The 21478-nt window shown below is 60.3% G+C and carries 18 protein-coding genes; 7 read left to right on the top strand and 11 right to left on the bottom strand.

What is annotated here, in order from left to right; all coding sequences use genetic code 11:
* Positions 1-70: 70 nt before the first annotated feature.
* The 4 genes from B9Z40_RS15870 to xseB form a co-directional block, all read right to left on the bottom strand.
* Positions 71-1150 (bottom strand): TRAP transporter substrate-binding protein, encoded by a 1080-nt coding sequence (locus B9Z40_RS15870; protein ID WP_100174337.1) that lies wholly within the window; start codon positions 1148-1150, stop codon positions 71-73.
* Positions 1151-1317: 167 nt separating this feature from the next.
* Positions 1318-3186 carry a 1-deoxy-D-xylulose-5-phosphate synthase gene (gene dxs, locus B9Z40_RS15865; RefSeq protein ID WP_199172583.1) on the bottom strand — a complete coding sequence of 623 codons (1869 nt, stop codon included), beginning with the start codon at positions 3184-3186 and terminating at the stop codon, positions 1318-1320.
* 1 nt (position 3187) lies between these two features.
* The gene (locus B9Z40_RS15860) at positions 3188-4093 is read right to left on the bottom strand and encodes a polyprenyl synthetase family protein (protein ID WP_100174335.1); all 906 of its coding nucleotides are present in this window, start codon (positions 4091-4093) and stop codon (positions 3188-3190) included.
* Positions 4090-4344 (bottom strand): exodeoxyribonuclease VII small subunit, encoded by a 255-nt coding sequence (gene xseB / locus B9Z40_RS15855; protein ID WP_100174334.1) that lies wholly within the window; start codon positions 4342-4344, stop codon positions 4090-4092. Before xseB ends, B9Z40_RS15860 begins: the two co-directional genes overlap by 4 nt.
* 286 nt (positions 4345-4630) lie before the next feature.
* On the opposite strand from xseB, the gene B9Z40_RS15850 reads away from it, so the two are divergent.
* The 3 genes from B9Z40_RS15850 to B9Z40_RS15840 are packed head-to-tail and all read left to right on the top strand — an operon-like array spanning position 4631 to position 7548.
* Positions 4631-5758: an aromatic ring-hydroxylating dioxygenase subunit alpha gene (locus tag B9Z40_RS15850; RefSeq protein WP_100174333.1), complete on the top strand. Its 1128-nt coding sequence runs from the start codon at positions 4631-4633 to the stop codon at positions 5756-5758.
* A gap of 13 nt (positions 5759-5771) precedes the next feature.
* Positions 5772-6659 (top strand): DMT family transporter, encoded by an 888-nt coding sequence (locus B9Z40_RS15845; RefSeq protein WP_100174332.1) that lies wholly within the window; start codon positions 5772-5774, stop codon positions 6657-6659.
* Between the two features lie 19 nt (positions 6660-6678).
* The gene (locus B9Z40_RS15840; RefSeq protein WP_100174331.1) at positions 6679-7548 is read left to right on the top strand and encodes a sulfurtransferase; all 870 of its coding nucleotides are present in this window, start codon (positions 6679-6681) and stop codon (positions 7546-7548) included.
* An 11-nt stretch (positions 7549-7559) separates the two neighbouring features.
* Here the strand turns inward: B9Z40_RS15840 and B9Z40_RS15835 are convergent, their stop codons facing one another.
* Both B9Z40_RS15835 and B9Z40_RS15830 read right to left on the bottom strand, forming a co-directional pair.
* Positions 7560-8408 carry a ZIP family metal transporter gene (locus tag B9Z40_RS15835; RefSeq protein ID WP_100174330.1) on the bottom strand — a complete coding sequence of 283 codons (849 nt, stop codon included), beginning with the start codon at positions 8406-8408 and terminating at the stop codon, positions 7560-7562.
* Between the two features lie 95 nt (positions 8409-8503).
* Positions 8504-9400 carry a dienelactone hydrolase family protein gene (locus B9Z40_RS15830; protein ID WP_100174329.1) on the bottom strand — a complete coding sequence of 299 codons (897 nt, stop codon included), beginning with the start codon at positions 9398-9400 and terminating at the stop codon, positions 8504-8506.
* 89 nt (positions 9401-9489) lie between these two features.
* Here B9Z40_RS15830 and B9Z40_RS15825 point away from each other — a divergent pair, with 89 nt between their 5' ends.
* Entirely contained in the window at positions 9490-10158 is a 669-nt protein-coding gene (locus B9Z40_RS15825; protein WP_100174328.1) for a glutathione S-transferase, read from the top strand.
* Positions 10159-10227: 69 nt separating this feature from the next.
* Here B9Z40_RS15825 and polA read toward each other — a convergent pair whose 3' ends face one another.
* Positions 10228-13086, bottom strand: a complete 2859-nt coding sequence (polA, locus tag B9Z40_RS15820) for a DNA polymerase I (RefSeq protein WP_100174327.1) — start codon at positions 13084-13086, stop codon at positions 10228-10230.
* A gap of 393 nt (positions 13087-13479) precedes the next feature.
* Here polA and B9Z40_RS15815 point away from each other — a divergent pair, with 393 nt between their 5' ends.
* Entirely contained in the window at positions 13480-14442 is a 963-nt protein-coding gene (locus B9Z40_RS15815) for a homoserine kinase (RefSeq protein ID WP_100174326.1), read from the top strand.
* Positions 14443-14446: 4 nt separating this feature from the next.
* Positions 14447-15247, top strand: coding sequence for a BPSS1780 family membrane protein (locus B9Z40_RS15810; RefSeq protein WP_100174325.1), 801 nt, complete (start codon positions 14447-14449; stop codon positions 15245-15247).
* A 5-nt stretch (positions 15248-15252) separates the two neighbouring features.
* On the opposite strand, the gene B9Z40_RS15805 is transcribed toward B9Z40_RS15810, so the two are convergent.
* Positions 15253-15729, bottom strand: coding sequence for a peptidylprolyl isomerase (locus B9Z40_RS15805; RefSeq protein WP_100174324.1), 477 nt, complete (start codon positions 15727-15729; stop codon positions 15253-15255).
* 19 nt (positions 15730-15748) lie between these two features.
* On the bottom strand, positions 15749-18166 hold the full coding sequence (locus tag B9Z40_RS15800; protein ID WP_233204941.1) for a UvrD-helicase domain-containing protein: 2418 nt from the start codon (positions 18164-18166) through the stop codon (positions 15749-15751).
* A gap of 550 nt (positions 18167-18716) precedes the next feature.
* Between B9Z40_RS15800 and B9Z40_RS15795 the strand changes: the two genes are divergently transcribed.
* Positions 18717-19694 carry a GMP reductase gene (locus B9Z40_RS15795; RefSeq protein WP_100174323.1) on the top strand — a complete coding sequence of 326 codons (978 nt, stop codon included), beginning with the start codon at positions 18717-18719 and terminating at the stop codon, positions 19692-19694.
* A gap of 63 nt (positions 19695-19757) precedes the next feature.
* Here B9Z40_RS15795 and B9Z40_RS15790 read toward each other — a convergent pair whose 3' ends face one another.
* Both B9Z40_RS15790 and B9Z40_RS15785 read right to left on the bottom strand, forming a co-directional pair.
* On the bottom strand, positions 19758-20489 hold the full coding sequence (locus B9Z40_RS15790) for a sulfite exporter TauE/SafE family protein (RefSeq protein ID WP_100174322.1): 732 nt from the start codon (positions 20487-20489) through the stop codon (positions 19758-19760).
* A gap of 19 nt (positions 20490-20508) precedes the next feature.
* Positions 20509-21414: a LysR family transcriptional regulator gene (locus B9Z40_RS15785; protein ID WP_100174321.1), complete on the bottom strand. Its 906-nt coding sequence runs from the start codon at positions 21412-21414 to the stop codon at positions 20509-20511.
* Positions 21415-21478 lie beyond the last annotated feature (64 nt).

Genomic DNA, 21478 nt, shown 5'->3' with positions numbered 1-21478 from the left:
GTCTTCATTTCGAGCCCCTTTCGGGCACAAAAAAACCGGCCAAGGCCGGTTTTTTTGTGGGTGAATCCAATCAGAGCTTTTGGGCTTGCATGAACTTGTCAAAAGACATTTCAGTGAAGCGGAACCACAGGTTTTGGTCCGCTTGGAATTTGCGGTAGTCACCGTAAATTTTCTTCCAGTCGGCGTTTTTGCCATTCAGCTCGTCATAGACTTCCATGGACTGCTTGAAGGCTTCCTTCAAGACCGCTTCTGGGAATGCACGCAGCTTGGTGCCCTTGCCCACGAGCTCTTTCAAAGCACCCGGGTTTTTGGCATCGTACTTGGCTTGCATGGTGGTGTGGGCCACAGCCGTGGCCGCGGTCACGATGGCCTTGTTTTCGGCCGACAGCGCGTCGTAGGCTTTTTGGTTGATGAAGAAGTCCAACTGAGGACCACCTTCCCACCAGCCTGGGTAGTAATAGAACGGGGCCACTTTGTTGAAGCCCAGCTTCTGGTCATCGTAAGGGCCAATCCACTCGGCCGCATCGATCGTGCCTTTTTCCAAGGACGTGTAGATCTCGCCGCCAGGGATGTTTTGGGGCACAGAGCCCATGCGCTCAAGGATACGGCCAGCAAAGCCGCCAATGCGCATTTTCAGACCCTTCATGTCCGCGACGGTCTTGATTTCTTTGCGGTACCAACCACCCATTTGAGCGCCGGTATTGCCGCCCAAAAAGTTGATGATGTTGTACTGGGCGTAAAACTCGCGCATCAGCTTCAGGCCATTGCCCTCGAGCATCCAAGCGGTCATTTGACGGCTGTTCAGACCAAACGGAATGGAGCAACCCAAGGCGAATGTTTCGTTTTTGCCGAAGAAATAGTAAGGGGCTGTGTGGGCCATCTCGATGGAGCCTTGCTGCACCGCATCCACCACACCAAATGGCGGGGTGATTTCACCGGCAGCGTGCACCGAAATTTCGAACTTGCCGCCCGACATGGCTTTGACGCTGTTGGCGAACACATCGGCTGCGCCGTGAATGGTGTCCAGCGCTTTGGGGAAGCTGGAGCTCAGACGCCAACGGATGGCGGCTTGTGCGTGAACGGCAGGTGCAACACCAGCGGCCAAGACGCCAGCCAAGCCAGCGTTTTTAATGACGGAACGACGATCCATGAATGGACTCCTAAAGAAAATGAAAGACACGCCCGAGACAGGTGAGCGTTGACTCTGTGGTCAATCCCTATTGTAAGAAACTGCCACAGCCAAAAAGCAGGGGTTTACCCTTTTTGCGAGATCAAAAATTAATAAAAGAACTGAAATTCACAAAACTTGAAATAAATTCAAACGGCGTTTGAATCGCCACCTTGAGGCCAGCGTTGTTCTATGGATTGCGCGATGCCAGAGGCGTCCAAGCCTTGCAAGGCCAGCAACTTGACCGGGTCGCCATGTTCGATGAATTCGTCGGCAAAACCCAATTGCAACAAGGGCCGCACCAGACCCGCCGCTTGCAAAGCTTCGGACACCGCACTGCCCGCGCCGCCCATGATGCAGCCGTCTTCCACCGTGACCAAGCGCTCGTGGGTTTGAGCGATTTGGCTCAAGAGTTCGACGTCCAGCGGCTTGACCCAACGCATGTTGACCACGGTGGCGTTGAGTTTTTCTGCGGCCTCCAGTGCTGGCGCCAGCAAGGTGCCGAAAGCCAAAATGGCGATTTTTTCGCCTTGGCGACGCACTTCGCCTTTGCCAAAAGGCAAGGTGTCCAGATCGCGTCCAGGGACCGCGCCCACGCCCGCACCGCGCGGGTAACGCACCGCCACCGGGTGGTTTTGGGCATAAGCGGTGCTCAGCAGCTGGCGGCATTCGCGCTCGTCGGCCGGGCAAGCCAAGCTCATGTTGGGGATGCAGCGGATGAAAGCGATGTCATACGCTCCCGCGTGGGTGGCACCGTCGGCCCCCACCAAGCCGGCTCGGTCAATCGCAAACACCACGGGCAAATTCTGCAGCGCCACGTCGTGGATGAGCTGGTCGTAACCGCGTTGCAAAAAGGTGGAGTAAATGGCCACCACGGGCTTGAGGCCCTCGCAGGCGATGCCGGCTGCAAAGGTCACAGCGTGTTGCTCGGCAATGCCCACATCGTAATAACGCTTGGGAAAGCGCTGGTGAAATTCGACCATGCCCGAGCCTTCGCGCATGGCGGGTGTGATGCCGACCAAGCGCAGGTCTTTTTCGGCCATGTCGCACAGCCACTGGCCAAACACCTGGGTGAAGGTGGTTTTGGCGGGCGTGACCGCAGGCACCAGGCCCACGCTCGGGTCAAACTTGCCGGGGCCGTGGTAGGCCACCGGGTCGGCTTCGGCCTTGTCGTAGCCTTGGCCTTTTTTGGTCACCACATGCAAAAACTGCGGGCCGCTCAAGTGCTTGATGTTTTCCAGCGTCGGAATCAGCGACTCCAGGTCGTGTCCGTCGATCGGGCCGATGTAGTTGAAGCCGAATTTCTCGAACAGCGTGGCGGGCACCACCATGCCCTTGGCGGTTTCTTCGAAACGCTTGGCCAACTCAAACAGGGGCGGCGCATTTTTCAAGACGTTCTTGGCACCCGCCTTGGCGGCCGAGTAAAAACGCCCACTCATCAGCTGCGCCAAATAGCGGTTGAGCGCGCCCACCGGTGGGCTGATCGACATGTCGTTGTCGTTCAGAATCACCAGCAGTTTGCAATCTTCAACACCCGCGTTGTTCAAAGCTTCAAAGGCCATGCCAGCCGTCATGGCCCCATCTCCGATCACGGCAATCGAATGGCGGGACTCCCCTTTTTGACGGGCCGCCACGGCCATGCCCAAAGCGGCAGAAATGCTGGTGGACGAATGGGCCGTGCCGAAGGTGTCGTATGCGCTCTCGTCGCGGCGCGGAAAGCCCGACAAGCCGTCGAACTGGCGCAGTGTGGGCATGCGATCGCGCCGACCTGTGAGGATTTTGTGCGGGTAAGTCTGGTGGCCCACGTCCCAAACGATGCGGTCTTCGGGGGTGTTGAACACATAGTGCAAAGCCACCGTCAACTCCACTGTGCCGAGGTTGGAGCTCAGGTGCCCACCGGTTTTGGACACGTTGTCCAAGACGCACTGGCGCAGCTCATCGGCCAGGCGAGGCAGTTCGTTGCGCGGCAATCGCCGCAGGTCTGCGGGCTGGTCGATATGGGGAAGCAAATGGGTCATGTCAATTGTTTCTGTTGACCACCATGGCGGTCAGGGCACGCAAAGCGGCCAAACGGTCCTCGGGAAAGCCGGTATCAGCCAATGCCTGCATGGCCTGAGCGGCCAAGGTGTCGGCATAGGCTTTGGCCGCGTCCAGACCCATCAAGGCCACATAGGTGGGTTTGTCGGCGGCTTCGTCTTTGCCCGCCGTTTTGCCCAGGGTGGCCGAATCGGCGGTCACATCCAGCACATCGTCGACCACCTGAAAGGCCAGGCCCAGGACCTCGCCAAAACGCTGGAGCGCCGCTTGCACAGGGGCTTGAACACCCGACACGCAGGCCGCGCCCATCTGCACGCTGCACAACAGCAAGGCCCCTGTTTTGAGGCGGTGCATTTGGCGCAACTGGTCCTCAGTCAAGCGCTGCCCCACACTGGCCAGGTCAATCGCTTGCCCCCCAGCCATGCCTTGGTAGCCCGAAGCCCGGGCCAGCAAACCCACACAAGCTGCTTGTACCGCAGCGCTCACGCTGGCGTCTTGGGGCGTGAGCAGTTCAAAAGCCAAGGTCTGCAGGGCGTCACCGGCCAGCAAGGCTTGTGCTTCGCCAAACTGAACATGCACTGTGGGTTTGCCGCGCCGAAGCACGTCGTTGTCCATGCAGGGCATGTCGTCGTGCACCAACGAATACGCGTGGATCAATTCAATGGCGCAAGCCGCATTGAGCGCGGCCGGGTTGCTTGAAGCGCCGCCTACGGCCTCGGCAGTGGCCAGCACCAGCAAAGGACGCAATCGCTTGCCGCCGTCCAACACGGCGTAGCGCATGGCCTCGCCCAAAGCGGCGGGCGAGTGGGCCTCAATGCCCTCTGACAAGGCGCGCTCAACGCGCTCAAGGTGCGGCTGCATCCATGCTTTGAGGTCCAACTGGCTCATGCGCCACTCCAAGGTTTGAGTTGTCCGCCATCCAACACCTGGATTTGGTCTTCGACGGCTTTGAGCTTGTCACGGCAAAAGGCGAGCAAAACAGCACCACGCTGGTAACCGGTCAAAAGCTGGTCCAAAGGCATTTGCCCAGACTCGAGCTGCCCCACCAAGTTTTCCAGTTCCGACAAAGCCGCTTCATAGGTGGCAGGCAAATCAGCCGGAGCGGCATCGGCGATGACAGGTTGAGCAGCCTTGGGCATGGGATCTTCCGACAAAAAAACCGATTTTAGGCTTTAAGCCTGGACTTGGCCGACCGTTGAGATGGTCAAGTCATCAAGATGCAGGGGGATGGGCAAATTGCCCTGGCTCAGCATCAGGCCCAGGCTTTCAGATGGAATGGCATGGCACGCCCCAATCGGCGGCGGCCCCCGGGTTAGAATCGCGGCTCCTCGACAGGGATTCCCTGTCATTTTTTGCGCCGTTTTCCTTGAATTCAGCGCTTTGTTCCTGCCCCTTCATAGGGGGAGTCTCTAGGTCAGGTCACCCATGTCTGATTTAAGTCTTCAACTGCAGCAGGCCGCAAGCCAACTACCAGTTTCCACTTATTTCGATGAAGCGCTGTTCCAGCGCGAATTGAACACGCTCTTTCGGCAAGGCCCTCGTTATGTGGGCCACCAGTTGTCGGTGCCCCATCCGGGCGACTACTACGCCCTGCCCCATGAGGCCGAAGGCCGCGCCTTGGTGCGCAACGCCCAGGGCGGGGTCGAGCTGGTTTCGAATGTCTGCCGCCACCGCCAAGCCGTGATGCTGGGTGGCCGGGGCAATCTGCACACCCAGCAAAAAGGCAGCGCGGGCGGCAACATTGTGTGCCCCCTGCACCGCTGGACTTACGCGCCTGACGGCCAGTTGCTGGGCGCCCCTCACTTTGCACAAGACCCCTGCTTGAACCTGAACAACTACAAGTTGCAGGAATGGAACGGTCTGCTTTTTGAAGACAACGGCCGAGACATCGCCTCGGACTTGAGGGGCATGGGCCCCCGCAGCCAACTCGATTTTTCGGGTTATGCGCTCGACCGCGTGGAGCTGCACGAGTGCAACTACAACTGGAAGACCTTCATCGAGGTCTATCTGGAGGACTACCACGTCGGCCCCTTCCACCCCGGGCTGGGCCAGTTCGTCACTTGTGACGACCTGAACTGGGAGTTCAAGGAGCACTACTCGGTGCAAACCGTGGGCGTGTCGGGCGGCTTTGGCAAGCCTGGCTCTGACGCTTACAAAACATGGCACGAAGTGCTGCTCAAGTACCGCAACGGCCAACTGCCAGAGCGTGGTGCGATCTGGCTGACCTACTACCCGCACATCATGGTCGAGTGGTACCCGCATGTGCTCACCGTGTCGACCTTGCACCCGGTCAGCGCCCACAAAACGCTGAACATGGTGGAGTTTTATTACCCCGAAGAAATCGTGGCTTTCGAGCGTGAATTTGTCGAAGCCCAGCAAGCGGCCTACATGGAAACCTGCATCGAGGACGATGAAATTGCAGAGCGCATGGACGCGGGCCGCAAAGCCCTGCTCGCCCGCGGCGACAACGAAGTCGGCCCTTACCAAAGCCCCATGGAAGACGGCATGCAGCACTTCCATGAGTGGTACCGCCGGCAGATGAACGACCTCTGAACCGAAGGCAACCATGCAAGCCTCCTGGATGATCTTGGCATCCTTGTTCTTCTCGACGATGGGGGTTTGCATCAAATACGCGTCGGTCCACTTTCAGACCTCTGAGCTTGTTTTTTTTCGGGGTCTGATCGGCATGGTGTTCATGGCCTCCCTCTGCCGGGCAAAAGGGGTGCCTTTGCGCACGCCGATCCCCATGATGCATGTCTGGCGTTCGGTGATCGGCGTCACTTCACTGGCCGCCTGGTTTTATGCGATTGCCCACCTGCCACTGGCCACCGCCATCACGCTCAATTACATGAGCGGCATCTGGGTGGCTGTTTTTCTGGTGGGTGGCACCCTGGTCATGGGGAAACTGCAAGAAGCGACCCGACAAGGGCCCATCGTGCTGACGGTGATTGCAGGTTTTGGCGGCGTCATCTTGTTGCTGCGCCCGACCATCGAACAAGACCAGTTGTTTGCCGGCATCGTCGGTCTGCTCTCGGGCCTGATCGCGGCTTTGGCTTACATGCAAGTGGCCGCTTTGGGACGTCTGAACGAGCCCGAAGCGCGCACGGTGTTTTATTTTTCCGTCGGAACAACCGTGGTGGGCGCTGCGCTCATGCTCGTCACAGGCTTGAGTCCATGGGTGTGGCCCAGCATGTTGTGGTTGCTGCCCATTGGTGTGCTGGCCGCCCTGGGCCAGTTGTGCATGACCAATGCTTACAGCCGGGGCTCGACCCTGGTGGTGGCGAACTTGCAGTATTCGGGCATCGTTTTTGGTGCCTTGTTTGGCCTGATGCTGTTTGGCGACCACATCCCGCTCATGGGCTGGTTGGGCATGGCCCTCATCATGGCCAGCGGCATCGCCTCAACCGTGCTGCGCAGCCGCGCGCTGCCACTCGCCCCCGCAGAAGACCACTGAATTTTTGGAGACTCACCCCATGCACACCTTGCTGATCACCGCCACCCAATTGCAAGACCTGCAAGCCCAAGGCACGCCTTGCGCCGTGCTCGACTGCAGCTTTGATTTGATGAAGCCGGAGTTGGCCGATGGCTTGTTTGCTGCCGAGCACATCGCCGGCGCTTGGCATGCCCATCTGGACCGAAACCTGAGCACGCACAACGCGGATGAAGCTGTCAATGGCGGGCGTCACCCCTTGCCCAAGCGCGAGATCGTGGCCCAGTGGTTGGGCAGTTTGGGCATCCACAACGGCATGCAAATCGTGGTGTATGACCAGAACAAAGGCTTTTACTGTGGCCGCTTGTGGTGGATGCTCAAGTGGCTGGGACACGAAGCCGTGGCGGTACTGGACGGTGGACTGCAGGCGTGGAAAGACATTGGCGGTGCACTTGCCTCGGGACCCGGCCCCTCGCCCTTACCTGTACCTGTGCCTGCGAACTTTGAATTGAAAGCCCCCCTGCGGCAGCTGGTGTTGACCGAGGCTGTTGCCAATGGCTTAGGCCGCCCTGAACAAACCATTGTGGATGCCCGTGCCGGTGCGCGCTTCCGAGGCGAGACGGAGCCGCTTGACCCGGTGGCTGGGCACATTCCCGGGGCTTTGAACCGGCCGTTCACCGAGAACTTCAACGAAGACGGCCGATTCAAAAGCCCAGAACTGCTCAAAGCCGAATGGGATCATCTGCTGGCTGGCCGCTCAGGCAGCAGCGTGGTGCACCACTGTGGCAGCGGCGTGACGGCCGTACCCAATGTGCTGGCCATGGAGTTGGCCGGTTTCGGCCCCACGGCTTTGTACGCTGGCAGCTGGAGCGAATGGAGCAATACGCCGGGACTGCCCTGCGCGAAGGGCTGAAGCCCTTGGGCTCAGTGGCTGTGTCCTGCCAATGTGCTGACCAGCACCACCATGCCCATGCCGACAGACAGCCAGATGATCTGCGCTGCTGTCTCACGCGCACTCAGGCGCTTTTGTAACTGAGGAATCAAATCGGCCAAAGCGACATAGATGAAGCTGCTGCTGGCCACGACCAGGAAAAACGGCAGCCAGTCGTGCAAGGCATCCACCAGCACGTAGCCCACCGCCCCACCGAAAGCGGTGATGGCTCCCGCCATGGAGACCTTGACGATCGCCGCACGGCGGCTGCTGCTGCCCTGCCGCAACACCGCCAGATCGCCCATGTGGTGGGGCACTTCGTGCGCCAGCACTGCCAAGGCGGCGATCACGCCCAAGCGCATGTCAGCGATGAAAGCAGAGGCGATCAAGATGCCATCACCAAAACAATGCACGCTGTCTCCCGCCAAAATGGCCCATTGACCACGCGGCGTCTCATCCGAATCGGCGCTCCCATGTGCATGCACTTTGGCATCGGCTTCAGCATGGCCCCCATCAGGCGAATGACCGTGGTCATGGTGACCCTGCCCATGCCCATGCCCGTGGGCGTGTTCGTGCCCGTGGTGCCAGAGCTCCGCCTTGTCGAGCAAAAAGAAGAACACCAAGCCCAGCAGCAAGGTCATGAACAAAGTGTGTGGTGCCAGATCGCTTTCAAAAGCCTCGGGCAACAGGTGTAAAAAAGACGTCGCCATCAAAGCGCCTGCCGCCAGACTGAGCATGTGCTGGGTGTAACGGCTCAAAACGCCAAAGCTCAGCCAAGCGGCCACCCAGACGCTGCCGATGCCCGCCACCAAAGTGCCCACCAAAATCGCCAAAAAAGTCATCGTGTTTCCCGAGGTGCACTGCACCCCAAAACAAACCGCCTCTTAGGGCGGTTTTAAAAATTTCGCCCCGAAGGGCGGTTTAAGCACTCACAAAGTCAGGCCACGCCGTTGCGTTTAAGCCAGGCCAGCAGACGTTGCCAGCCGTCGTCAGCAGGTCCCTTGCGGTAGCTGGGGCGGTAATCGGCGTGAAAAGCGTGCGGAGCCTCAGGATAAACCACAAACTCGCTGGCTTTGGCAGCGGCGGACCCTTGGGCCAGTTCGGCTTTCATCTTATCAACTGTGTCAAGAGGGATGCCGGTGTCGGCCCCGCCGTACAAACCCAGCACTGGGCCCTTGAGGCTGCCCACCAAGGCCACAGGGTGTGCGGGCGTCAGCGCCGTGGCATTGCCCACCAATCGGCCGTACCAGGCCACACCGGCCTTGATCTTGGGCTGGTGCGCGGTATACAACCAAGTGATGCGGCCACCCCAGCAAAAGCCGGTGATGGCCAATTTGTCGGTGTTGCCGCCGTTGGCTGCCGCCCAAGCCACGGTCGCATCCAGATCACCCAGCACCTGGGCGTCGGGCACCTTGGTGATGACTTCGGCTTGCAGTTTGGGAATGTCGGTGTAGTTTTTAGGATCGCCTTGGCGCACAAACATGTCGGGGGCAATGGCCAGGTAACCGGCCTGGGCCAAGCGGCGTGTGACGTCGGCGATGTACTCGTGCACCCCAAAAATCTCGCAGATCACCAGCACCACCGGCAAACCGGTCTTGCCCGCAGGCGCGCTGCGGTAAGCGGGCATTTTGAAGCCATTGACGTCGATGGTCACCTCACCCGAAACCAGACCTTCAGCGGAAGTTTTGACGGCGGTTTGCGCCATGATGGGCAAAGCGGCTGCGGCGTAACCCACGCCCAAAGCCGCTTGCAGGGCCACGCGGCGGGTGGTGCCGCTCGCGTCCACTCGGCCACCCAAAAGGGCTTGGCCATCGTTGATCAGGTCGTTGTTCAAAGCAAGTCTCCAGGCACCAAAATAAGAGGATGCTTATCTTGACACAGGTGTTGCGGGCTTGGACCAGAGCGGCGATTTAAACTGCCCACATGTCTGCCGTTGCACTGCCCGCCTCTGCCCTGCCTGTTTTGTACTCGTTTCGCCGTTGCCCCTACGCCATGCGGGCACGCTTGGCGCTGCACGCCAGCAGCATCGCCATCGAACACCGCGAAGTGGTGTTGAAAAACAAACCCGCCCACCTGCTGAGCCTCTCGCCCAAAGGCACGGTGCCGGTCTTGTGGCTGCCCGGCGCTGGCGGCGGGCAGGTGCTGGAACAAAGCCTGGACATCATGCTTTGGGCTCTGGGCCAGCACGACCCGCTGGGCTGGCTCCCTGCGTCGGATGCGGGCATGGCCGATGCGCTTGCGCTGATCGCGCACAACGACGGGCCTTTCAAGCAGCAACTGGACCGTTACAAGTACCCGAATCGCTCTGGGCTGGGGAGTGGCCTCGCCGACCGAGACCTGGCCGTCGTCTGGCTGCACGGGTTGGATGCCCGCTTGCAGGCACAGCCCTTTCTGGCAGGACCCTGTTTTGGCTTGGCCGACGCCGCCATCGCCCCTTTTGTGCGGCAATTCGCCCACACCGACCCAGGCTGGTTTGCGGTGCAGCCTTGGTCAGCATTGGCGAATTGGTTGGCACCGTTTGAGGGGTCTTCGCTGTTTGAGGCCATCATGCAAAAGCATGTGCCATGGCAAGCACCGTCACCTGTTTTGTAGGAGACCACCCCGTGGTCGGTGGTCTGCGAGGGCTTTCGCGGCGAGGGCGCCGCTCCCACACGCCACAGGTCAGTGCGCCTGCTCCCAGTTCGGTCCAAAGCCCACTTCGGCCAAGAGCGGCACCTTCAAGTCCGCCACACCCGCCATGAGGCGCGGCACCTCGGTGCGCACCCACTCGACTTCTGATTCAGGCACCTCGAACACCAATTCGTCGTGCACCTGCATGATGACTTTGGTGGCCTTGCCTTGTTCGTCGAGCGCTTTTTGCACCGCCACCATGCTCAGCTTGATCAGGTCGGCCGCTGTGCCCTGCATGGGCGCGTTGATGGCGGCGCGCTCGGCCCCGGCGCGGCGCGGGCCGTTGGGGCTGTTGATCTCGGGCAACATCAGGCGGCGGCCAAAAACGGTCTCCACATAGCCCAGCGCCTTGGCCTGCTCGCGGGTGGCGTCCATGTAGTGTTTGACGCCCGCAAAACGCTCAAAGTAGCGGGTGATGTAGTTCTTGGCGGCGGTGTTGTCGATGCCCAGCGCCTTGGCCAGACCAAACGCGCTCATGCCGTAAATCAAACCGAAGTTGATGGTCTTGGCGTAGCGGCGCTGCTCGCTGCTCACCGTGTCTGGCGTCGCGCCAAACACTTCGGCCGCCGTGGCTTTGTGCACGTCCAGCCCTTCATGAAAGGCCTTGAGCAAGGCCGCGTCGTCGCTCAGGTGCGCCATGATGCGCAGCTCGATCTGGCTGTAGTCGGCACTCGCAATCACGCAGCCTGCAGGGGCCACAAAGGCCTCACGCACTTTGCGCCCTTCGGCGGTGCGCACCGGGATGTTTTGCAGGTTGGGCTCGTTGCTCGACAAACGGCCCGTCACGGCCACGGCCTGCGCATAGTGGGTGTGCACGCGGCCGGTGCGCGGCAAAGCCAGTTGCGCCAGCTTGTCGGTGTAGGTGCCTTTGAGCTTGGAGAGACTGCGGTGCTCCAGGATGCGGGCGGGCAGCGGGTAGTCTTCGGCCAGTTTTTCCAGCACCTCTTCGTCGGTGCTGCGTGCGCCGGTGGCGGTTTTCTTGATGACGGGAAGGCCCAGCTTGTCAAAAAAGATCTCGCCCAGCTGTTTGGGGCTGGCTAGGTTGAAGGGTTGTCCCGCGATCTCGTAGGCCTCGGTTTCGAGCTGCACGATGCGCTCGCCCAGCGCCTGGCTTTGCGCAGCCAGTGTGGGCGCGTCGATCAGCACACCATTGCGTTCGATGCGGTACAGCGATTCGCTGGTGGCGATTTCCAACTCGTAAACGTACTTCAGACCGGCATGCGCTTCTATCTGCGGCCACAGGGCCAAGTGCACGTCCAGGCACTGGTCGGAGTCTTCGCAGGAGTAGTGCGCGGCTTTGTCCACGTCCACCTGCGCAAACGGGATCTGGTGCGCACCCTTGCCGCACAGGTCTTCGTAAGTCACGCCCCGGCGGCCCACATGCCGCTCGGCCAGGCTGGAGAGGCCATGCGGCTTGTGCACTTCAAGCACATAGCTCTCCAGCATGGTGTCGTGCGCATAGCCCTGCACCTCGATGCCGTGGTTGGCGAACACATGGCGGTCGTATTTGATGTTCTGGCCCAGCTTGTGGCGGGCGGGGTTTTCCAACCAGGGCTTGAGCTTGGCCAGCACCTCGGCCAGCGGCAGCTGCTCGGGGGCACCCGGGCCGTTGTGGGCCAGCGGAATGTAGGCCGCCTCGCCGGGCGTGACACTCAGCGAGATGCCCACGATCTCAGCCCGCATGGCGTCGAGCGAAGTCGTTTCGGTGTCGATGGCGGTGAGTGGGGCTTGTTCGATGCGGGCCAGCCAGGTGTCGAACGCGGCCCAGTCGAGCACGGTGTCGTATTTCAGTTCGCCTTGCACCGAGCTGGCGGCGGTGTCGAGCACAGGGGCTGCTGCTGGTTCATCTTCTTGAGCTGAACCGAACAAATCCCCCATGCCCGTGTCTTTGGGTTTGGCCGCTTTGGCTTTGGCCGCAGGCGCAGGCAAAGCCCCACCCAGCGACTGCACCAGCCCTTTGAAACCATAGGTCTGGTAAAAATCGAGCAGTTTGTCTTTGTCAGGCTCGTGCAGGTGCAGGCTGGCCAGCGAGGGCAAATCGGGCACCCAAGCGTTCAGGTCGCAATCTGTTTTCATGGTCACCAGCGCCCGGCCCTTGGGCAGCCAATCCACCGCCTGGCGCAGGTTCTCGCCCGCCACGCCCTTGATGTCGTGGGCGTTTTCCATGAGCTTGTCGAGCGAGCCGTATTCCATCAGCCACTTGGCCGCCGTCTTGGGGCCCACCTTGGCCACACCCGGCACGTTGTCCACCGTGTCGCCCACCAGGGTCTGGTAATCGATCATGAGTGATGGCGGCACGCCAAACTCGGCGGTCACGCCCGCCACATCGCGCACCTTGCCGTTCATGGTGTCGATGATGGTGATGTGCTCGTTCACCAACTGGCTCAAGTCCTTGTCGCCACTCGACACCGTGACTGGGATGCCTTGCTGCGCGGCCACATGCGCCAGCGTGGCGATCACGTCGTCGGCTTCCACACCGGGCACGTCCAGCACCGTCCAGCCCATCAGGCGCACCAGCTCGTGGATCGGCTCGATCTGCGAGCGCAAATCGTCGGGCATGGGGCTGCGGTTGGCTTTGTACTCGGGGTACATCTCGTCCCGAAACGTCGGGCCCTTTGCGTCAAAAACGCACACGGCATACACGGCAGGTACATCCTTGCGCAGCCGCTCCATCATGTTGATCATGCCGCGAATGGCGCCCGTAGCAGCACTCGTCGGATCGCCCGGCACGGCCCGCAGGTCGGGCATGGCATGGAAAGCGCGGTACAGGTAGCTGGAGCCGTCGACCAACAAAAGGCTGGGCTGAATGGGGGTCGGGGCAGTGTCGGTGTCAGGGGTGTTTTCGCTCATCCCCCGATTGTGTACCGGGTTAAGGGCTTGACCGTCAAACGACCCCATGATCGGTTGGCCGGTCCTGCGCCAGGGCGATGTGGCAAAGCGAAGCGTCAATAAACTCTGCCGAACTCCCAGATGGTGTGTGGGGCCTGCGCTGAGGCGATGTGGCAAAGCGAAGCGCCTCTGAGCCTCGGCGCAGGCCCCACACACCATCGCTCCGCCAGCAAGGCAAACAAACACGGGCAGACCCGCAAAGGGCTAACTGCACTGGGCCTCAGAGGCGCTTCGCTTTGCCACATCGGCCCAGCGCAGTCAGCCCTTTGCGGGTCATTGATCGCTTTTCGCCCTCTACAATCGTCACTTTCTCACCTCAGCCAGAACCACTCCTGGCGCTTTGACCCTCTTCCCATGGCGGTATTCACCGAAGTCACTCCCTCGCAGGCCGACAGCCTGATGCAGTCCCTGAACCTGGGGGCCTTGACCGAATTGCGCGGCATCGAAGGCGGCATCGAGAACACCAACTACTTCGCCACCACGACCCAAGGCGAGTACGTGCTCACCTTGTTCGAGCGCCTGACACAAGAGCAACTGCCCTTTTACCTCTACCTGATGAAGCACTTGGCAGGTTGCGGCATTCCGGTGCCCGACCCCGCGGCCAACCGCGATGGCGACATCCTCCACACCGTGAGCGGCAAACCGGCCGCCGTCGTCAACAAACTCGCAGGTAAAAGCCAGCTGCAACCGCAGGCCATGCACTGCGCCGCCGTGGGCGACATGCTGGCGCGCATGCACCTGGCCGGGGCCGATTACAACCGCAGCCAACCCAACCTGCGCGGTCTGCCCTGGTGGAACGAGACCGTGCCCGTGGTGCTGCCTTATTTAGAAGAAGCCCAAGCCGCCTTGCTGCGCAGCGAACTGGCCTTCCAAAACCACATCGCCAGCAGCGCCGCTTATGCCGCCCTGCCCCGTGGCCCGGTGCACGCCGACCTGTTCCGCGACAACGTCATGTTCGACGGCGAGCAGCTCACTGGCTTTTTTGACTTCTATTTCGCAGGCGTGGACACCTGGCTGTTTGATCTGGCCGTGTGCCTGAACGATTGGTGCATCGATTTGCCCAGCGGCACGCACGACGCACAACGTGCCCAAGCCATGCTCAGCGCCTACAACCAAGCTCGCCCATTGAGCGCCACTGAGCGCGAATTGTTGCCTGCCCTTTTGCGCGCAGGGGCTTTGCGTTTTTGGATTTCCAGGCTTTGGGACTACCATTTGCCCCGCGAAGCGTCGATCCTCAAACCCCACGACCCGACCCATTTTGAACGCGTCTTGCGTGGCAGGGTCAACCACCCCCTTGCTGCGTCTGCCCTGATCTGAACCCATGAACTTGCAAATTGTTCCCGCCAAAGCGGGCCTTAAATGGGCACGCCAGGGCATGCGCACCTTTTGGCGTCAGCCTTTGGCCATGTCGGGCCTGTTTTTTTTGTTCATGGCCACGGTGTCGGTGGTGTCCATGGTGCCCTTCATTGGGGGTGCCTTGGCTTTGGTGGTTTTGCCCGCCCTCACACTGGGCATGATGGCTGCAACCCAAGTGGCCTCTGACGGCAAATTCCCGATGCCCAGCGTGCTGTTTGTGGCCTTCAAAGCCGGGCCGCATCGCCAGACGATGTTCATCTTGGGGAGCTTGTACGCCGTGATCTTTTTGGTGGTGATGGGCTTGTCCACACTGGCCGATGGCGGGACTTTTGCGAAGGTCTATTTTGGCGGGGCACCCATGACGCCGGAGGTGGTGACTTCGGACTCGTTTCAAAACGCTTTGTGGGTGTCCATGTTGTTTTACGTGCCGCTGTCCATGATGTTCTGGCACTCACCTGCTCTGGTCCACTGGTATGGCATGCCTGCCGTCAAAAGCCTGTTTTTCAGCTTCATGGCGTGTTGGCGCAACCTCAAGGCCTTCACGGTTTATGTGATCGCCTGGGGCGTGATTTTCATGTCGGCCGGGATATTGGCCATGGTGATCGCGAGCTTTTTGGGCAACCCGGAGTTGATGATGGCCGCCTTCATGCCGCTGGCCATGATGGTGGCAGCCATGTTCTTCACGTCCATGCTGTTTTCAGTACGTGACTGTTTTGCGACCGATGTCTACGACGAACCACCCGCCAGCGCGGAGCAGCCCGACTGATTCACTCAATGGTGGTGGCCGTGTGCGCCGTGCGCGTGTCGGTGCGTGATCTCATCGGCTGAAGCGGCCCGCACTTCTTGCACGGTCAAAGTCAGCGTCAGGTGTTGACCGGCCCAAGGATGGTTGGCGTCCAAAATCACCTTGTCGCCCTTGATCTTGACCACGTTGAACACCTGTTCCTGGCCTTCGGCCGAGCGACCGCGCAGCTGTCCCCCCACCTTCACGCCTGGCGGAAATTCGCTTTTGGGGATGGTTTGCACCAGGCTCTCGTCGCGCTCGCCAAAGGCGTCGGCCGGCGCCAGCTTCAAAGTGGTGGTGAAACCCACTTCTTGGCCTTCCAACGCCGCTTCAATTTTGGGGAAGGTGTTGTCATAACCGCCGTGCAGGTAGGACGTGGGCTCTTGCGTTTTGTCGAGCAACTGGCCTTGGGCGTTCACCACTTTGTGGTGCATGGTGACAACGGTGTCTTGGGTGATTTTCATGGGGTGCTTTCTAAAAAATTCAAACCAGGGTGAGTTTGGCCACGCTCAGCGCCAGCCATTTCACGCCATGGCGCGGGAAGTTGACCTGGGCACGGGCATCGGCCCCCACGCCCTCTACAGCCAGAACTTTACCCTCGCCAAACTTGGTGTGGAACACGGTCATACCTGCCGCGATGCCGTGTTCGGGTGCAGCTTTTTGCACCGGTACGGGTGGGCTTTTGTAGGTTTCGGTGCTCAAGCTGCTTTGGCCCCAAGCCGGACGGGCGTGGCGGTTGAAGGCTGGCGTTTGTGGCCAGCCCCCTGAACCGCCCGAAGCGCTACCGCCCCCGCCACCTGCGCTGCCCAAGTTAGAGAAGCCGCCGTTTTTGGGCGTGACCCACTTCAGGCACTCCTCGGGCAGCTCTTCCAGAAAGCGGCTTTTCAGGTTGTAGCGGGTCTGGCCGTGCAGCATGCGGGTTTGCGAATGACTCAGGTACAAGCGCTTGCGGGCACGGGTGATGGCCACATACATCAAGCGGCGCTCTTCTTCGAGGCCGTCAAAGTCGTTCATGGCGTTTTCGTGCGGGAACAGGCCTTCTTCCAGTCCGGTGATGAACACCGCATCGAACTCCAAGCCCTTGCTAGCGTGCACCGTCATCAACTGGACCGCGTCTTCACCCGCCTGCGCCTGGTTGTCCCCGGCCTCCAAAGAGGCGTGCGTGAGGAATGCGGCCAGCGGGCTCATGATCACGCCGTCTTCGCTGAACTCATCGACCGTGCCCAGGTCGGATGCAGGCGCAGCGCTCAATCCCTGGCTGGCCGGGCTTTGCGACAAGGCTTGCGGCATGGCCACCGCGCTGCGGCCAAAGCCTTCTTGGGTGACAAAGCTCTCGGCCGCGTTGACCAGTTCTTCCAAGTTTTCCACCCGGTCAGCACCTTCTTTTTCGGCGCGGTAGTGGTTGACCAGGCCGGTCTTGTCCAGCACCAGGTCAATGATTTCGCGCAGCGTCAGACCTTCGGTCTGCTCGCGCAGCACATCGACCATGGCCACAAACGCGGCCAGATTGGCCCCGGCCTTGCCGGTGGTGGCGCTCACCGCATCGTGCAGCGAACAGCCTGCGGCGCGGGCCGCGTCTTGCAATTGCTCGATGCTGCGGGCCCCAATGCCACGCGGCGGAAAGTTGACCACCCGCAAAAAGCTGGTGTCGTCGTTGGGGTTCTCCATCAGGCGCAAATAGGCCAGGGCGTGCTTGATCTCGGCGCGTTCAAAAAAGCGCAAACCGCCATACACGCGGTACGGGAACCCGGCGTTGAACAAAGCCGTCTCCAGCACCCGGCTTTGCGCGTTGCTTCGGTACAGCAACGCCACTTCCTTGCGCTCAAAACCGTCTTGCCTGACCAACTGACGCAACTCTTCCACCAGCCATTGCGCCTCGGCAAAGTCCGACGGCGACTCCACCACCCGCACCGGCTCGCCAGCGCCTTGATCGGTGCGCAGGGTTTTGCCCAAACGGGTCTTGTTGTGGCTGATCAGGTGGTTGGCTGAATCGAGGATATTGCTGAAACTCCGGTAGTTCTGCTCGAGCTTGATCTGGTGCTTGACCTGAAATTCCCGCACAAAGTCGGCCATGTTGCCGACACGGGCACCCCGAAATGCATAAATGCTCTGGTCGTCGTCGCCCACGGCCAAGATGGCGCATTCGCCCCCCTCGCCCGGCAGCCCGGCCAGCTGCTTGAGCCAAGCGTATTGCAGTTTGTTGGTGTCCTGAAATTCGTCCACCAGGATGTGCCGAAAGCGGCGGCGGTAGTGCTCGCGCACATGCACGTTGTCACGCAGCAGCTCATACGAGCGCAGCATCAGCTCGCCAAAATCCACCACGCCTTCGCGCAGGCATTGCTCTTCGTAGAGCTGGTACAGCTCCACCTTGCGGCGCGTTTCGTCGTCGCGCACCGGCACATCGCCCGGGCGCTGACCGTCTTCTTTGCAACCCGAGATGAAGTACTGCACCTGCTTGGGCGGAAAGCGGTCTTCGTCCACATTGAACTGCTTGCACAGCCGCTTGACAGCCGAGAGCTGGTCTTGCGTGTCCAAAATTTGAAAAGTCTGCGGCAAACCCGCCAGCTGGTAATGGGCCCGCAAAAACCGGTTGCACAGCCCGTGGAAGGTGCCAATCCACATGGCGTTCACATTTACCGGCAGCATGGACTGCAAACGCAGCTTCATCTCTTTGGCCGCTTTATTGGTGAAGGTCACCGCCAAAATGCCGCCGGGCGAAACCTGCGAGGTTTGCAGCAACCAAGCGATGCGGGTGGTCAGCACCCGTGTTTTGCCCGAACCAGCGCCCGCAAGGATCAAAGCATGCTCGGCAGGCAAGGCCACAGCCCTGTGCTGCTCGTCGTTGAGCTGGGCAAGCAAAGGCGAAGTGTGTGCCGTGGGATCGGAAAAAGGAGACATCATCCCAGTGATTGTAGAAAGGTCCGCAAGCAACCCTGAGTGTTGGCTTCGCCATCGCTGCAGAGCGTTGCAGACTCCGAAAACCTAAGACAAACCCTAGCTGTCTGGGTGTAATCCTGTATTTACAGCAGGCTATCTTGAAGCTAAAACCCTGTACACGGTTTGCGCAGAAAGGCCCGTTGTGTCACTCATCCACTCTTTGGTATCAAAAATCAGCCGAATCCCTCAGGATCTGGCTTGTTTTTTCTATGTGCCATCGGCCACGGGTTCTTTCGAACAGGGCCATCAGAGCTTGGGACCCACGGCTTCGTCAACTGTTTCACACCACAATTGGCCAGAGGCCGCTCGCAAGCCACGGCCCATGATCAAGATTGCGCCCCGCATCAAACATTGAAGGCGGCGCCACCAAAATGACGCAAACTGTCAGCCGATTCCAGTAGAATCAGACACCGGGCCCAAGATTCTTGCGCCCGGTTTTTTTTGTCAAAAAACCGGCCAGGCCAAGCGCTCACTCGTTCTTTCAACGAATCCTTTTTTGGAGCTTGGTTTTCTCATGGAAATTTTTGATTACGACAACATCCTGCTTTTGCCACGCAAGTGCCGCGTGGAAAGCCGTTCTGAGTGTGACGCGGGCGTCGAGCTGGGCGGCCGCAAGTTCCGCCTGCCGGTGGTCCCTGCCAACATGAAAACGGTGGTGGACGAGTCCATCTGCCTGTGGATGGCGCAAAACGATTACTTCTACGTCATGCACCGCTTTGACCTGGACAACGTCCAGTTTGTGCGCGACATGCACGGCAAGGGCGTTTACGCCTCGATTTCGCTGGGCGTCAAAGCCCCCGACCGCGCCACGGTGGACCAGCTGGCTGCCGAGAACCTGGTGCCCGAGTACATCACCATCGACATCGCCCACGGCCATGCCGACAGCGTGCGCGACATGATTGGCTACATCAAGGGCAAATTGCCCAAGAGCTTCGTCATCGCGGGCAACGTGGCCACACCCGAAGCCGTGATCGACCTGGAAAACTGGGGCGCCGACGCGACCAAAGTGGGTGTGGGCCCCGGCAAGGTCTGCATCACCAAGCTTAAGACCGGTTTTGGCACGGGTGGCTGGCAGTTGTCGGCGCTCAAGTGGTGCGCCCGCGTAGCGACCAAACCCATCATTGCCGACGGTGGCATCCGCAGCCATGGCGACATCGCCAAGAGCATCCGCTTTGGCGCGAGCATGGTCATGATCGGTTCGTTGTTTGCCGGTCACGAAGAGTCGCCCGGCAAGACCGTTGAGGTCGATGGCGAGATGTTCAAGGAATACTACGGCTCGGCCTCGGACTTCAACAAGGGCGAGTACAAGCACGTTGAAGGCAAGCGCATTCTGGAGCCGATCAAAGGCAAGCTGGCCAACACGCTGATTGAGATGGAGCAAGACGTCCAAAGCTCGATCAGCTACGCCGGTGGCACCAAGCTGATGGACATCCGCAAGGTGAACTACGTGACTTTGGGCGGCGACAACGCGGGCGAACACCTGTTGATGTAAACCCGTCGTCGCTTGAACAAAAAAGGGAGCCTCATGGCTCCCTTTTTTTGGGGTTCAAAGGCGTCAGCGCAAAGCCCTGAGTGCCAGCATCAGGCCGCTGACAACCAACAAGCCGCAAATGATCTGTCGCAGCCGGGCCACGGGCACATGGTGTGCCACGCGGTGCCCCAACCAGACGCCCGTGAGGGCCACACCAATCAACACCAACCAGCGTTGCCAAAGCAAGTCGCTGCTCAAACGCCCCTCCCACCCCATGCCCGCCAGCACGGTGCTGGCGGCCACGGTGATGATCATGGGTGTGCTGGCACGCATTTGCTTCACATCGGCCACACGGCGGCTCAGCCACGCCACCACGAGCGGCCCCGCGGTGCCAAAGAGCATTTCAACCAAGCCAATGGCCGTGCCCACCGGATAAGCCCAGAGGGGCGCGGGCAGACCTGTGCGCTGCGCCGCCGGGCGCAAGGCATTGACGCCCACAGCCGCCACATACAAGCCCAGCAGCAAGAGTGGCCAGCGGGCCTGCAAATGCGGCATGAGCCACAAACCCAGCACAGTGCCCACCACCAGCCCGGGCACCAAACGCCGCAACTCACGCCACTGCACCTGCCGCCAGTTCAGCCCACTGTGAAACGCTGAAGCGGGCACATCCATCAGCAAAGTCAACGCCACCACCTCAGGCAAGGGCCACTGCCAAGCCAACAGCGGCACGATGACCAGCGCCGAGCCAAAGCCCGTCAGCCCCAGTACCGTGTAACCCAGCAAAACCACCCCCATGGGGTCAAGCCATTCCTGCATCGTGATTCCTTTTTGGCCGTCAATCGGTCAAGTGTTTTTGGACAAATTCGCCAAACACCGACATGGCTGGCAACTCGCTGCGGCCGACCAAGGTGATGAGGCCCAGCCGAGCCTGCGCTTTCAGCGGTGTTTGCATCGGCAACTCGACCAAACCGCCTTGGGCCATGCCCTCGCGCGCAGCGCCCACGATGCCCAAGTAAATCGCATCGGTCTGCCCCACCACATCGATGAGGCTGGCGATGTCTTCACACTGCAAGGTGGTCATTTGTGCGGGGTTGGCCTGAGGGCCGTAGTGGTCCACCAGCAAGCGGGCCACCTCTTGCGACAGCGGGATAGAGGCGATGGGGAAAGCCAGCAATGCGTCAAAGGGCACGCCATCGGGGTGAAGGCTCAGCAGTGGGTGCCCCTGGCGGCACACGAAGCCAGCACGCATCTCCACCACATGCGCCATCTTCAAGTCCGGTGCGGCTTCCACCTGCCGCACGTCCACCACCAAGGCGTCGAGCTGCCGCTCGCGCAGCTGGGTCAATTGCAGCTCGGTGGACCCGCGTGAGACGGTCACCTGCACCGTGGGGTGGTACTTGGCCATGTAGACCAGCCAAGGCGTCATCAGCATGGCGCCGGGGCCAGAGCCCAAGCCCACCCGCAAAGTGCCCAAGCCGCCTTGCTGCAGCAAGGCAGCGCCCTCTTTGAGTTCTTGGGCTTCGTGCACGATGCGCCTTGCCCGATCCAGGACCGACCGGCCCAAAGGCGTCAGCTCATTTTTTTTGCCGATGCGGTCCACCAATATCCCGCCCAAGTCATCTTCGAGCGCCTGGATGCTGCGGCTCAAGGCCGACTGGGTGATGTGCAGCTTTTCTGCCGCACGGCTGAAGGAGCCGGTTTCGGCCAGTGCCAGCCAATGCTCCAAGTGTCTGAGGTTCATGTATTCATTTTACGAATCAATATCAGAAAAATAAGTCATTGGACACATTGAATTGGCATTTTTA

The organism is Limnohabitans sp. 15K (assembly GCF_002778285.1).
GTDB lineage: Bacteria > Pseudomonadota > Gammaproteobacteria > Burkholderiales > Burkholderiaceae_C > Limnohabitans_A.
This window is presented reverse-complemented; position numbering and strand designations above follow the sequence as displayed.

Bases quoted from the DNA above. Each gene is read 5' to 3' on its own strand.
- B9Z40_RS15870 (WP_100174337.1), bottom strand. From the start codon at position 1,150: ATGGATCGTCGTTCCGTCATTAAAAACGCTGGCTTGGCTGGCGTCTTG.
- dxs (WP_199172583.1), bottom strand. From the start codon at position 3,186: ATGACCCATTTGCTTCCCCATATCGACCAGCCCGCAGACCTGCGGCGA.
- B9Z40_RS15860 (WP_100174335.1), bottom strand. From the start codon at position 4,093: ATGAGCCAGTTGGACCTCAAAGCATGGATGCAGCCGCACCTTGAGCGC.
- xseB (WP_100174334.1), bottom strand. From the start codon at position 4,344: ATGCCCAAGGCTGCTCAACCTGTCATCGCCGATGCCGCTCCGGCTGAT.
- B9Z40_RS15850 (WP_100174333.1), top strand. From the start codon at position 4,631: ATGTCTGATTTAAGTCTTCAACTGCAGCAGGCCGCAAGCCAACTACCA.
- B9Z40_RS15845 (WP_100174332.1), top strand. From the start codon at position 5,772: ATGCAAGCCTCCTGGATGATCTTGGCATCCTTGTTCTTCTCGACGATG.
- B9Z40_RS15840 (WP_100174331.1), top strand. From the start codon at position 6,679: ATGCACACCTTGCTGATCACCGCCACCCAATTGCAAGACCTGCAAGCC.
- B9Z40_RS15835 (WP_100174330.1), bottom strand. From the start codon at position 8,408: ATGACTTTTTTGGCGATTTTGGTGGGCACTTTGGTGGCGGGCATCGGC.
- B9Z40_RS15825 (WP_100174328.1), top strand. From the start codon at position 9,490: ATGTCTGCCGTTGCACTGCCCGCCTCTGCCCTGCCTGTTTTGTACTCG.
- polA (WP_100174327.1), bottom strand. From the start codon at position 13,086: ATGAGCGAAAACACCCCTGACACCGACACTGCCCCGACCCCCATTCAG.
- B9Z40_RS15815 (WP_100174326.1), top strand. From the start codon at position 13,480: ATGGCGGTATTCACCGAAGTCACTCCCTCGCAGGCCGACAGCCTGATG.
- B9Z40_RS15810 (WP_100174325.1), top strand. From the start codon at position 14,447: ATGAACTTGCAAATTGTTCCCGCCAAAGCGGGCCTTAAATGGGCACGC.
- B9Z40_RS15805 (WP_100174324.1), bottom strand. From the start codon at position 15,729: ATGAAAATCACCCAAGACACCGTTGTCACCATGCACCACAAAGTGGTG.
- B9Z40_RS15800 (WP_233204941.1), bottom strand. From the start codon at position 18,166: ATGATGTCTCCTTTTTCCGATCCCACGGCACACACTTCGCCTTTGCTT.
- B9Z40_RS15795 (WP_100174323.1), top strand. From the start codon at position 18,717: ATGGAAATTTTTGATTACGACAACATCCTGCTTTTGCCACGCAAGTGC.
- B9Z40_RS15790 (WP_100174322.1), bottom strand. From the start codon at position 20,489: ATGCAGGAATGGCTTGACCCCATGGGGGTGGTTTTGCTGGGTTACACG.
- B9Z40_RS15785 (WP_100174321.1), bottom strand. From the start codon at position 21,414: ATGAACCTCAGACACTTGGAGCATTGGCTGGCACTGGCCGAAACCGGC.